The organism is Nonomuraea sp. NPDC050451 (assembly GCF_044458585.1).
The window spans coordinates 1,133,494-1,145,949 of the sequence record NZ_JBITHZ010000001.1 but is presented as its reverse complement, the minus strand read 5'-3'; the positions used below and the strand labels follow the sequence as shown (position 1 = coordinate 1,145,949).

The window sequence follows — 12,456 nt, the reverse complement described above, 5'->3', positions numbered from 1 at the left end:
CCGTTCTGCTATTCTGGAACAGAACAAGCCGTTCCGATTCAGGAGGCCGTGAATGACCGTCCTCGACACCCGCCCCGCGCAGACGCCCGTCGCACCCGCGCCCTACAAGTGGCGCTGGCCCGCGCTCGCGGTGGTCCTCGCCGGTTCGGTGATGGAGTTGCTCGACGCGACCGTCACCAACGTCGCGGGCCCGACGATGCGGGCCGACCTCGGCGGCGGCGCCTCCCTGATCCAGTGGCTCGGCGCGGCCTACACCCTCGCCATGACCGCGGGCCTGCTGACCGGCGGGCGGCTCGGGGACATCGTGGGGCGCAAGCGCATGTTCCTCATCGGCGTCATCGGGTTCACCGTCGGGTCGCTGCTGTGCGCCCTGGCCGCCTCCCCCGAGACGATCATCGCGGCCCGGGTCGTGCAGGGGCTGTTCGGGGCGGCGATGATCCCCCAGGGCATGGGGCTGATGAAGGAGATGTTCCCGCCCAAGGAGCTGGCGGTCGCGATGGGGATGTTCGGGCCGGTCATGGGGCTGTCCGCGGTGGGCGGGCCCATCCTGGCAGGCGCGCTGACCGGCGTCGACTGGCGGCTGATCTTCCTGATCAACCTGCCGATCGGCACCGCCGCCGCGCTGGCCGCCCTGCGCTTCCTGCCCGCCTCCCGCCCGGTCAAGGGTGTGCGGCTCGACCTGCCGGGCGCCGCGCTGGCCTCCGCGGGCACCGTTCTCATGGTCTTCCCGCTGGTCCAGGGGCGCGAGAGCGGCTGGCCGGCATGGGCGTTCGCGATGATGGCGGCCTCCGCCGCGGTGTTCGCGGTCTTCGCGGCCTACGAGAAGCGCAGGGCCCGGCGCGGCGGTGACCCGCTGGTGGCGCCCAGCCTGTTCGGCAAGCGGGCGTTCGTCTCCGGCATGGCGACCGGCACGATCTACTTCGCCGCCTTCACCGGGTTCTTCCTCGTGATCGGCCTCTACACCCAGCTCGGCCTGGGCTACTCCCCGCTCAAGGCGGCGCTGACCAGCGTGCCCTCGTCGCTGGGCATGATCGCGGGCATGGGCGTCGCGCAGGCCGCCCGGAGGCACGGCCGCAAGGTGCTGCTGGCCGGCGCGATCGTCATGGGGCTCGGCGTGACCGGTGTGATCGCCGTCGTCTCCCCCGGGGTCTCGCCCTGGCAGCTCGCCCCGGCGCTGGTGGTGGCCGGGCTGGGCAGCGGTCTGATCATGAGCCCGTACTTCAGCATCGTGATGGCCGCCGTCGAGCCGCAGGAGACCGGCTCCGCCTCCGGCGCGCTGACCGCGCTCCAGCAGGTGGGCGGGGCGCTGGGCCTGGCCGTGCTGGGCACCCTCTACTTCGGCACCGGCAGCGTCACGATCACGCTGTGGGTGGCCGCCGGGATGATCGCCACGACGTTCGCGGTCGGGCTGATGCTCCCGAAGCAGGCCCGCGAGGACTGACGAACTCCCGAAGACGGCCGGCTCACCCGAGCCGGCCGTCTTCGCGTCTGCGGGACTGCTCCATGCCGTCCAGGAGGTAGCCGAGGCCCTCGTCGAACGTGGCGTCCCACGCGTGGTCGAGGCCGTGCTCGGCGAGGGCCGGGTAGCGGTCGGCGCGCTCCCTGAGGAAGTCGCCGGTGTCGTCCCGGTCGCGGTCCTGCCAGGTCACCTGCATGACGACCGAGCCCATCACGTAGTTGGACAGGCTGTAGGCGGCGGCCTTGGGGGCGGCGAAGCCGGCGGCGGCCAGCGTCGCGTAGAGGAACTCGGTGCGCTCCAGCGCGTTCGGGCCCATGAGGGGGCGGTCGAGGATGGTGGCCGACCACGGGTGCCGCAGCAGGGCCGCGCGCCAACCGCCGATCAGCTCGCGTACGGCCTCCTGCCACCCGGAGCCGCCCGCCGGCCGGCGCACCTCCCCGAAGACGGCGTCCAGGGCCAGGTCGAGGACGTCGTCCTTGGTCTTGACGTGCCAGTAGAGCGTGGTCGAGCCGGTGTCGAGCCGCTCGGCCAGGCGGCGCATGGTCAGCCGGCCCACGCCTTCCTCGTCGAGGAGCGCGACCGCCTCGGCCACGATCCGGTCGAGCGTCAGCGTCTGCCTCGGCGCCTTCTGGGGGCGCGACCACACGGTTCCCACTCGGAGATAATACGTTGTTCGAGAGACTGGATCAATGGTCTAGTGGTGGAACAACGATCGAGTGGAGGTGGCCGTCATGGGGCACATCGAGGTGAGCGGGCTGACGTACCTGCTGCCGGACGGGCGGCCGCTGCTGCTGGAGACGTCCTTCAAAGTGGGCGCCGGCGCCAAGGCGGCGCTCGTCGGGCCGAACGGCGCGGGCAAGACCACGCTGCTGCGGCTGATCGCGGGCGAGCTGGCCCCGTCGGACGGCCGCGTCGCGAGCAGCGGCGGGATCGGGGTGATGCGGCAGTTCCTCGGCGCGGGCATCGTGCACGACCTGCTGATCGGCGTCGCCCCTAGGCGTGTCCGCGAGGCCGCCGCCGCGATGGAGGCGGCCGAGGCGGCGATCGCCCGCAGCGACGACGAGCCCGTCCAGCTCGCCTACGCCCAGGCCATCGCCGACTACGCCGACGCGGGCGGCTACGAGCTGGAGGTGGTGTGGGACGTGTGCGCCACCGAGGCTCTGGGGCTGCCGTACGAACGGGTCAAGGACAGGGCGCTGGGCACGCTGTCCGGCGGGGAGCAGAAGCGGCTCATGCTGGAGGCGCTGCTGCGCGGGCCGGACGAGGTGCTGCTGCTGGACGAGCCCGACAACTACCTGGACGTGCGGGCCAAGCAGTGGCTGGAGCGGGCGATCAGGGGCTCGGCCAAGACGGTGCTGCTCGTCTCGCACGACCGGCAGCTGCTGGCCGAGGCCGCAGACCGGATCATCACCGTGGAAGGGCGCGGGGTGTGGGTGCACGGCGGCGGGTTCGCGACGTACGCCGAGGCCCGCAGGCGGCGCAAGGAGCGCCTCGAAGAGCTGCGCCGGCGCTGGGAGGACGAGCGGGCCAGGCTGCGCCGGCTGGTCCACACGCTGCGCCAGCGCTCGGCGAACAACGACGCGCTGGCGGGGGCGTACCAGTCGGCGGTCACGAGGCTGGAGCGGTTCGAGCGGGCGGGGCCGCCGCAGCGCGCGCCGCAGGAGCAGAACGTCCGGATGCGGCTGCGCGGCGGGCGCACCGGGAAGCGGGCGGTGACCTGCGAGGACCTGGAGCTCACCGGGCTGCTGCGGCCGTTCTCCACCGAGGTCTGGTACGGCGAGCGGGTCGGCGTGCTGGGCCAGAACGGCACCGGCAAGTCCCACTTCCTGCGTCTGCTGGCCGGCGAGCCGATCGCGCACACCGGTGTGGCCCGCCTGGGCGCCAGGGTGTCAGCCGGGCATTTCACGCAGACCCACGCACGACCCGACCTGCTCGGGCGGGCCGCCGCCGACGTGGTGATGCGGGAGTACGCGCTGACCCGCAACGAGGCGATGGCGGCGCTGGCCCGCTACGAGCTGGCTCCGGCGGGCGGCCAGCCGTTCGAGACGCTGTCGGGCGGGCAGCAGGCCCGGCTGCAGATCCTGCTGCTGGAGCTGTCGGGGGCCACGCTGCTGCTGCTCGACGAGCCGACGGACAACCTCGACCTGGCCAGCGCGGAGGCGCTCCAGCAGGGACTCGCGGGGTTCGAGGGGACGGTGCTGGCGGTCACGCACGACCGCTGGTTCGCCGCCGACCTCGATCGCCATCTGGTCTTCGGCGCGGACGGGCTCGTACGGGAGAGCGACGTCCCCCGCTGGGACCTCTGACGTTACTGGGCGGCGACGCGCTCGCGGCGCAGGGTCGTGATCGTCATGGTCTCGTCCACGGCATCCGGCGAGAGCACGTGGTCGAGCACCATCACCGCGCACCCGCTGATGCCCGCGCCCGCCCCCAGCCGGCTCGGCTCGATGCGCAGCCGCCGGGTGGCCAGGGCCGTGGAGCGGCGGTAGACGACCTCGCGGATGCTCGACACCAGCGGCCCGAACGCCTCGGCCACGTCGCCGCCCAGCACCACCACCGACGGGTTGAGGATGTTGACCGCCCCTGCCAGCACCTCGCCGATCCGGCGTCCGGCCTCGCGCACCGTGGCCATCGTCTCGGCGTCGCCCGCGCGCACCAGCGCGGTCACGTCCGCGATCGTCTTGACGTCCTTGCCCTGCGCCCGCAGGTCGCGCAGCAGCGCGGTGCCGCTGGCCACCGAGTCGACGCAGCCGGTGTTGCCGCAACGGCACAGCACGTCGCCGCCGTCGAGCACGGGGATGTGCCCGATCTCGCCCGCCGCGCCCAGCGCGCCGCGCAGGATGCCGCCCCCGGCGATCACGCCCGCGCCGATCCGCGTCGAGATCTTCACGAACATCAGGTCGTCCAGGTCGGGGTAGGCGCCGCGGTGCTCGCCGATGGCCAGCACGTTCACGTCGTTGTCCACGAGCACGGGGACGGGGAAGCGCTCGCGGATGATCGGCGGGATCACCACGCCGGTCCACGAGGCCATCACGCGGGCGCTCTCGGCGCGCCCCTGCGCGAACTCGACCGTGGCCGGCACGCCCATCCCGACGCCTCTGAGCATCGAGCGGGGCCGGTCGCCGAGCAGCTCGTCCCAGGAATCCATGATCACCGGGAGCACGACGTCGGGTCCCTGCTCCACGTCCATCGCGAACTCGCGCCCGGCCAGCTCCTGCCCGGCCAGGTCGCAGACGGCCACCCGGGTGCGGCTGGCGCCGAGCGCCGCCACCAGCACCACGCCGCCCGCGGCGTTGAACTCCAGCCGGACCGGCGGCCGCCCGCCCGTGGACGGGGCGTCGTCGCGCTCCACGACCAGGCCGCGTTCCAGCAGCTCACCCACGCGCAGCTGCACCGCGGGGCGCGACAGACCGGTCACCCGGCCCAAATCGGCCCGCGTCACGGCCTCTCCGGTGCGGATGAGGCGGAGCACCTCGCCACTCGTGGCAAGGGTCGCGGCGGTACGTCGAGGCATCGGCCAAGTGAATCACATGGGGTTAGGTCATGAAAAGTCCCGACTTTTTTATCTCAAATGCCAAAACTCCGCTTGTGTGGGACCCAAACTCTCGTTAGTGTCCGTTCTGTCCCTGCTTGGTAGATCATCGGAGCCCGTAACCGTGTCCCCCGTGTCGACAACCAGCCCCGCCCACACCGCCGACCTCGTCGTCTTCGGCGGGACCGGCGACCTGTCCATGCGCAAGCTGCTCCCGGCGCTCTACCACAGCGACAGGGACGGCCGGCTCTCCCCGGAGACCCGCGTCATCGCCATGTCCAGGGGCGGCCTGACCGACGCCGACTTCCGCGGCAAGGTGGACGCCGAGGTACGCGACCGGGTCCCGATCGACGACCCCGCTATGTGGCAGCGCTTCCTCGGCCGCCTGCACCACGTGTCGGTCGACGTCGGAGGCGCCGACAAGTCCGGCTGGGGATCGCTGACCCGGCTGCTGGCCGGGCACGAGCAGCGCGACCGGGTCTTCTACCTGGCCAGCCCGCCCCGGACGTTCGGCCCCTTCTGCCGCGAGCTGGAGGAGGCCGGGCTGGTGACGCCGAGCTCGCGCGTGGTGCTGGAGAAGCCGCTGGGCCACGACCTGCCGAGCGCGCAGCGCATCAACGACGAGGTCGGCGCCATCTTCGACGAGCGCCAGATCTTCCGCATCGACCACTACCTGGGCAAGGAGACCGTCCAGAACCTGCTGGTCCTGCGCTTCGCCAACGCCTTCCTCGAGCCGATCTGGAACTCCCTGTGGATCGACCACGTCCAGATCACCGCCGCCGAGACCGTCGGCACGCCGGGCCGGCGCGGCTACTACGACCACGCGGGCGCGCTGCGCGACATGGTGCAGAACCACCTGCTCCAACTCCTCACGCTGACCGCGATGGAGCCGCCGGCCCGCAACGACCGCGAGGCCATCCGCGACGAGAAGGTCAAGGTCCTGCAGGCGCTGCGCCCTATCACGGGCACGGAGGTCGACCGCTTCACCGTGCGGGGCCAGTACACCGAGGCCGACGGGATGCCGGGCTACCTCGACGAGCCCGCCTCCACGCCGCCGACGGAGGCCTCGCAGCGGGTGGAGACGTTCACCGCGATCCGGGCCGAGATCAAGAACTGGCGGTGGGCGGGAGTGCCGTTCTACCTGCGGACCGGCAAGCGGATGCCGTACCGCAGGTCGGAGATCGTGGTGCAGTTCAAGGACGTGCCGCACTCCATCTTCCCTGGCGGCACGCCGAACCGCCTGGTGCTGCGCCTGCAGCCGGAAGAGGGCATCGAGCTGCACATCATGGCCAAGGAGCCGGGCGCGGGCGAGGTGACGCTGAAGCCGGTGCCGATGTCGCTGAGCTTCGGCAAGACGTTCACCGCGCGGGTGCCGGAGGCGTACGAGCGGCTGCTGACGGACGTGCTGGCCGGGAACCCGACGCTGTTCATGCGGCGTGACGAGGTGGAGGCGGCCTGGCGCTGGATCGACCCGATCCTGTCGACCTGGGAGTCGTCCGGGGACCTGCCCGAGCCCTACCCCGCCGGGACCACCGGCCCCGCAGGAGCCCACGAACTGCTCGGCCGCAGCGGTCGCGAGTGGCACGAGGAGGACGCGTGAACAATCGATTCCGGGTTCAGGGACCCGACGAAGGAGACACCGTGAACCCCGTCATCCAGGACGTCACCGACCGCATCGCCGAGCGGAGCGCCACCAGCCGGGCCGCGTACCTGGCGCGCATCCGGCGCGACGGCGAGGCCGCCAGGGCGAAGGGCCCGGCCCGCGCCCACCTCGGCTGCGCGAACCTGGCGCACGGCTTCGCGGGCGCGCCCGCCGACGACAAGCTCGCGCTGCGCGGCACGGCCAAGCCGGGCGTGGCGATCGTGACGAGCTACAACGACATGCTCTCGGCGCACCAGCCGTACGAGACGTACCCGCCGGAGCTGAAGGCCGCGGTGCGCAAGGCCGGCGGCGTGGCCCAGGTGGCGGGCGGCGTGCCCGCGATGTGCGACGGCATCACGCAGGGGCGGGCCGGCATGGAGCTGTCCCTCTACAGCCGCGACGTGATCGCGATGGCCACGGCGATCGCGCTGTCGCACGACATGTTCGACTCGACGCTGCTGCTGGGCGTGTGCGACAAGATCGTGCCCGGCCTGTTCATCGGGGCGCTGCACTTCGGGCACCTGCCCGCGATCTTCGTCCCGGCCGGGCCCATGGCCTCGGGCCTGCCGAACAAGGTCAAGGCGCGCACCCGCCAGCTCTTCGCCGAGGGCAAGGTGGGCCGCCAGGAGCTGCTCGACGCCGAGTCGAAGTCGTACCACTCCCCCGGCACCTGCACCTTCTACGGCACCGCCAACTCCAACCAGGCGCTGATGGAGGTCATGGGCCTGCACCTGCCCGGCTCGACCTTCGTCAACCCGCACACCGAGCTGCGCCACGCCCTCACCGAGGCGGCCGGGCGCCGTGCCGTGGAGATCACCGCGCACGGCTCGGAGTACACGCCGATCGGCGAGCTGGTCGACGAGAAGGCCATCGTGAACGCCTGCGTCGCCCTGCTGGCCACCGGCGGCTCCACGAACCACACGATCCACCTGGTCGCCATGGCCGCCGCCGCCGGCATCGCGCTGACCTGGGACGACTTCGCCCGCCTGTCGGGCGTCGTGCCGTCCCTCACCAAGATCTACCCGAACGGTCAGGCGGACGTGAACCACTTCCGCGACGCCGGCGGCATGCAGGTCCTCATCGGCGACCTGCTGGACGAGGGCCTGCTGCACGGGGACGTCATGACCGTGGCCGGGCGCGGCCTCGACCGCTACCGCGAGGCTCCCGAGCTGGTCGACGGCGAGCTGGTCTGGGCGCCGGTCACCGGCGGCAGCTCCGACCTGGACGTGCTGCGCCCGGTCGCGGCGCCGTTCTCGCCGGACGGCGGGATCCACATGCTGTCGGGCAACCTGGGCCGGGCCGTCTCCAAGGTCTCGGCGGTCAAGCCGGAGCACCTGGTGATCGAGGCGCCGGCCAAGGTGTTCGACGACCAACTGGAGCTGCTGCGGGCGTTCGAGGCGGGCGAGCTCGACGGGCAGGACTTCGTGGCGGTCATCCGCTACCAGGGGCCGAGCGCGAACGGCATGCCCGAGCTGCACAAGCTCACGCCCCCGCTGGCCGTGCTGCTCGACAGGGGGCAGCGGGTGGCGATCGTCACGGACGGCCGCATGTCGGGCGCGTCCGGCAAGGTGCCCGCGGCCATCCACCTGTCGCCCGAGGCCGCCGACGGCGGGCCGATCGCCCTGGTGCGGGACGGCGACATGATCAGGCTGGACTCGGCAGCGGGGACGCTGGAGCTGCAGGTGCCCGCCGAGGAGCTGGCCCGGCGCGTGCCGGAGGGCCGCCCGCTGAGCGACGCGCAGTGGGTGGGGACCGGGCGCGAGCTGTTCGCGGCCTTCCGCCGGATGGCGGGCCACGCGGAGCAGGGCGCCGGGATCTTCGGCGTCAGCGGCGCCGAGTCGCCCGACCACGGCCCCGGCCTGGGCTTCCTCGCCGAGGCCGGCGTCTCCCACCTGGAGACGGGCGCCCCGGTCGGCGCCCAGCACGCCGGGCTGGCCCGATGACACCTCGCTGCTGGTACGGCGAACAGCGGCTCCCCACGCACACCCGCTTGTCGCGCGACGCGAGTCCCGCGGCGTGCGACAGGCGGGTGTGAGACAGCGGATGGGGCTCACCACCCGATCCGGGTCACCGTGGGATCCTTCGGTATGTGACTCCTCCGCTCCCCAGAGGGATCGGCTTCTCGCTTTCCCCAACTGGGGTAAGCGACGGACAAGCCCTGCCCGTTTTGAACCCGAGAACCGTATCCGGGGCGCGATACCCCCGCCGGGTGAATCCGGCAGCCCCCTCAACAGACCCGATGGCGAGCGATCTTGACGCCGCCCTGGATGCCGGAGGTATGCGGTGAGTGCCTTTGACCTTCCGTGGCTGGTCGCCGACATCGGCGGGACCAACGCCCGGTTCGGCCTGGTCACCTCGTTGGGAGCGCGGCCGGTGAACGTCGCGGTCCTGGCCGGGGCCGACTACGAAACCCTCCCCGAAGCCGTGGCCGCCTATCTCGCGCAACACGCGGGCGGAGTGCGACCGGGGGCGGCGTGCCTGGCCGTGGCCGGGCCGATCGACGGCGACCGCTACCGGCTCACGAACTCCGCGTGGGCCGGGTCCGTACGGGATCTCGACGTGCCGTACGCGGTGCTGCTCAACGACTTCGAGGCGCTGGCGGTGTCGCTGCCGCACCTGGAGGGCGAGGACCTGGTCTCGCTGGGCGGCCCCGAGCCGGGCCACGGGGTCAAGGCAGTGCTGGGGCCGGGGACCGGCCTCGGCGTGGGCGGGCTGGTGCCGGCCGAGCACGGCTGGACGCCGATCCCGGGCGAGGGCGGTCACGTCACGGTGCCCGTGGTGGACCGGCGGGAGCTGGAGATCGTCCAGGCCCTGCGGTCACAGGGGCTGCCGCACGTGGTGGCCGAGCACGTGCTGTCCGGGCCCGGGCTGGTCCGGCTGCACCGGGCGCTCGCCCAGGTGAACGGCGTCGCCGCCCCCGACCTGACCGCCTCGGACATCGTGGCGCGGCTGGACGACTCGCTGTGCGCGGAGACGGTGGAGGTGTTCTGCGGGATGCTGGGCAGCTTCGCCGGGAACGTGGCCCTGACTCTCGGTGCGAGGGGCGGGGTGTATCTGGGCGGCGGCGTGCTCCCCCGTATCGTGGAACGCGTACGCACCAGCAGCTTCCGGACGCGCTTCACCGCAAATCCGGACATGGCCCACTACCTGGAGGCCATCGGCACCGCGCTGATCGTCGCCCCGCAGCCGGCGCTGACGGGCGCGGCGGCCTGGCTGGCCCAGCGCGCCCGCCGGGAACTGGTGGGATGACCGTGCGGACCTGTACGTGACTAGACGGCCGTCAACGGGCCGACGAGGAGAAGAAAACTCATGAGCTTGCTCGATCTCGCCCCGGTGATCCCCGTCGTGGTGATCGACGACGTGGAGAGCGCCGTGCCGATGGCCAGGGCGCTGGTCGCCGGCGGCCTGCCGGTCATCGAGGTGACCCTGCGGACCCCGGCCGCGCGCGAGGCCATCGCCAGGATCGCGGCCGAGGTGCCCGAGGCGACCGTGGGCGCGGGGACCATCCGCAGCTCGGAGGACATCTCGGCGTCGGTGGCCGCCGGGGCGAGGTTCCTGGTGTCGCCCGGCACGACTCTCTCGCTGATCGAGGCGATGGATTCGAGCGGCGTCCCCTACCTGCCGGGAGCGGCCACCGTGTCCGAGGTGATGGCGCTGGTCGAGCGCGGGGTCAAGGAGCTGAAGTTCTTCCCCGCCGAGGCCGCGGGCGGCATCCCTTACCTCAAGTCGCTGGCCGGGCCGCTGCCGGACGTGCGGTTCTGCCCGACGGGCGGGATCCGGGTGACCACGGCGGCCGACTACCTCGCGCTGCCGAACGTCGGCTGTGTCGGCGGCACCTGGCTGACCCCGGCCGACGCACTGGCCTCCGGCGACTGGGGCCGCGTCGAGAAGCTCGCCTCGGAGGCCGCGGCTCTGCGCTGAGTACGGCGGTAATGGGCGACATCCTGGTCCGGTTCTACGGGGAGAGCTCAGCTCCAGATCGACACGTGGATCGGGGGGCGGAAGCGGCTGCGGGGGATGCCGTCGTCCGGGGTGCGCATGACCTGGGTGGCGGCCGGGGTCGTGAGGAAGTCCAGGAAGGTGCCCGCGGCCACCGACCGGTTCGGCGGCTCAAGGGTCGTGGCGTACCAGTACGCGGCCAGCGGGGTGGCGGCGGTCTCGATGGCCACCAGCTCACCCCTGCGTAACTGGGAGGCCACCAGGTGGGCCGTGGCGGGCGCCACCCCGGAACCTTCGGCGGCGGCCTTCCAGGCGGCCGTCTGGTTCGCGAAGACCCGTACCTGGGATTCCGGGACCCGCAGCAGCCGCAGCAGCCGGCTCGTGTCGCTCAGCGGGTCCGTCCCGGAGGGGCCCACCAGCCACTGGTCGCGGCGGCCGCGGGGTGAGCCGACCACGATGAGGCGGCAGCGCAGGACCGGGCGGCTCACCAGGCCCTCGCCGGTCGCCTGGGCCCCGAGCGCGACGTCGGCCAGGCGGCTGGACAGCAGGAGCGGGATCTCGGCCGTGGCCGCCACGCCGGTGGTGGCGTCCACCGACTTGCGCTGCGTGAAGAGGCAGACGAGCGGCCCGGCCACGTACTCGGCGAGGCCGGCGTCCATGACCACGTGCAGCCCGGCGACGCGGCCCGGCTGGACGGCGGCGACCGCCTCCGCGCCGAGCGCGACGATCTGTGCGGCGATCCCGAGCAGGCGCCGCCCGCCCTCGGTCAGCACCATCCGGTCGCCGGTACGGGTCAGCAGCGGGTCGCCGAGGTGCCTGCGGAGCTGGGCCAGCGACTGGGAGACCGCGGGCTCGCTCACGCCCAGCGCCCGTGCCGCCGCCTTGACAGATCCCAGACGCGCGACGAAAACGAACGCCCCGAGCTGGCTGAGTGTCATCCCCCCTTCATAGTTCTCCGGCGCTCATTAAGGAATCCCTTATTTGCGGATTGTCGGGACAAATCGGTGCCAGCAATGTGCAGTCATGCAGGTTCCCGCGAGATTCGAATACGAGAGAGCGGACAGCGTGCCGCACGCGCTCGAACTGCTGGCGCGCTACGGCCCCGAGGCCAGGATCGTCGCAGGTGGGCACAGCCTCATCCCCATGATGAAGCTCCGCCTGGCCCAGCCGGAGGCGTTGATCGACATCAACGGGCTGGCCGAGCTGGGGCGGATCGCCGTCGAGGGTGACGAACTGGCCATTGGCGCGCTGGTACGGCACGCAGAGCTGCTGGACAGCACCACCGCCACCAACCTTTTCCCGATATTTCGGGATGCGGAGCGAGTTATTGCCGACCCAATAGTGAGAAATCGGGGGACCGTTGGCGGGTCGTTGTGCCAGGGCGACCCTTCCGAGGATTTGTCCGCCGTGTTCTCGGCGCTGCGGGCGCGGGCGGTCATCCAGGGCGCGGGCGGTCAGCGTACCGTGCCGATCAGGGACTTCCACCGCGGCCCGTACGAGACCGCCGTCGCGCCGGACGAGCTGCTGGTCCAGCTCCGCGTGCCGATCACGGCGGGCACGGGCAGCGCGTACGAGAAGGTCGAGCGGCGCGTGGGCGACTGGCCGGTCGCCGCGGCCGGAGCGGTCGTCACCGTGCGGGACGGCCTGATCGCGCGGGCGGGCATCGGGCTGACCGCGGTCGGCGCCGAGCACTTCTGCGCCCCCGAGGCCGAGAGCTACCTGGAGGGCAGGCAGCCCGGCGAGGAGGCGTTCGCGGTGGCGGGCCGGATCGCCGCCGAGCACTGCGACCCCCACGCCGACCAGCGCGGCCCCGCCGACTACAAGCGCCACCTGGCCGCCGAGCTGACCCGGCGCGCGCTGGCCAGAGCCGCAGGGAGGATCTGA

The 12,456-nt window shown here is 72.4% G+C and carries 10 protein-coding genes; 7 read left to right on the top strand and 3 right to left on the bottom strand.

What is annotated here, in order from left to right:
- The first annotated feature begins 52 nt into the window (after nt 1-52).
- A complete protein-coding gene (locus tag ACIBI9_RS05265; protein WP_397220659.1) occupies nt 53-1,441 on the top strand; it encodes an MFS transporter in 1,389 nt (462 codons plus the stop codon).
- Nucleotides 1,442-1,463: 22 nt separating this feature from the next.
- Here the strand turns inward: ACIBI9_RS05265 and ACIBI9_RS05260 are convergent, their stop codons facing one another.
- Nucleotides 1,464-2,114, bottom strand: a complete 651-nt coding sequence (locus tag ACIBI9_RS05260; RefSeq protein ID WP_397220658.1) for a TetR/AcrR family transcriptional regulator — start codon at nt 2,112-2,114, stop codon at nt 1,464-1,466.
- Nucleotides 2,115-2,190: 76 nt separating this feature from the next.
- Here ACIBI9_RS05260 and ACIBI9_RS05255 point away from each other — a divergent pair, with 76 nt between their 5' ends.
- Nucleotides 2,191-3,765: an ABC-F family ATP-binding cassette domain-containing protein gene (locus ACIBI9_RS05255; RefSeq protein WP_397220657.1), complete on the top strand. Its 1,575-nt coding sequence runs from the start codon at nt 2,191-2,193 to the stop codon at nt 3,763-3,765.
- A 2-nt stretch (nt 3,766-3,767) separates the two neighbouring features.
- Here the strand turns inward: ACIBI9_RS05255 and ACIBI9_RS05250 are convergent, their stop codons facing one another.
- On the bottom strand, nt 3,768-4,973 hold the full coding sequence (locus ACIBI9_RS05250; protein ID WP_397220656.1) for an ROK family transcriptional regulator: 1,206 nt from the start codon (nt 4,971-4,973) through the stop codon (nt 3,768-3,770).
- A 151-nt stretch (nt 4,974-5,124) separates the two neighbouring features.
- Here ACIBI9_RS05250 and zwf point away from each other — a divergent pair, with 151 nt between their 5' ends.
- The 4 genes from zwf to eda all read left to right on the top strand — a co-directional run bounded on the left by zwf (nt 5,125) and on the right by eda (nt 10,554).
- Entirely contained in the window at nt 5,125-6,591 is a 1,467-nt protein-coding gene (gene zwf, locus ACIBI9_RS05245; protein WP_397220655.1) for a glucose-6-phosphate dehydrogenase, read from the top strand.
- 41 nt (nt 6,592-6,632) lie between these two features.
- The gene (edd, locus tag ACIBI9_RS05240) at nt 6,633-8,576 is read left to right on the top strand and encodes a phosphogluconate dehydratase (protein WP_397220654.1); all 1,944 of its coding nucleotides are present in this window, start codon (nt 6,633-6,635) and stop codon (nt 8,574-8,576) included.
- A gap of 340 nt (nt 8,577-8,916) precedes the next feature.
- Nucleotides 8,917-9,882: a glucokinase gene (glk, locus tag ACIBI9_RS05235; protein ID WP_397220653.1), complete on the top strand. Its 966-nt coding sequence runs from the start codon at nt 8,917-8,919 to the stop codon at nt 9,880-9,882.
- A 60-nt stretch (nt 9,883-9,942) separates the two neighbouring features.
- Entirely contained in the window at nt 9,943-10,554 is a 612-nt protein-coding gene (eda, locus tag ACIBI9_RS05230; protein ID WP_397220652.1) for a bifunctional 4-hydroxy-2-oxoglutarate aldolase/2-dehydro-3-deoxy-phosphogluconate aldolase, read from the top strand.
- A gap of 47 nt (nt 10,555-10,601) precedes the next feature.
- Here eda and ACIBI9_RS05225 read toward each other — a convergent pair whose 3' ends face one another.
- A complete protein-coding gene (locus tag ACIBI9_RS05225; protein ID WP_397220651.1) occupies nt 10,602-11,510 on the bottom strand; it encodes a LysR family transcriptional regulator in 909 nt (302 codons plus the stop codon).
- Between the two features lie 85 nt (nt 11,511-11,595).
- Here ACIBI9_RS05225 and ACIBI9_RS05220 point away from each other — a divergent pair, with 85 nt between their 5' ends.
- On the top strand, nt 11,596-12,456 hold the full coding sequence (locus ACIBI9_RS05220; RefSeq protein ID WP_397220650.1) for an FAD binding domain-containing protein: 861 nt from the start codon (nt 11,596-11,598) through the stop codon (nt 12,454-12,456).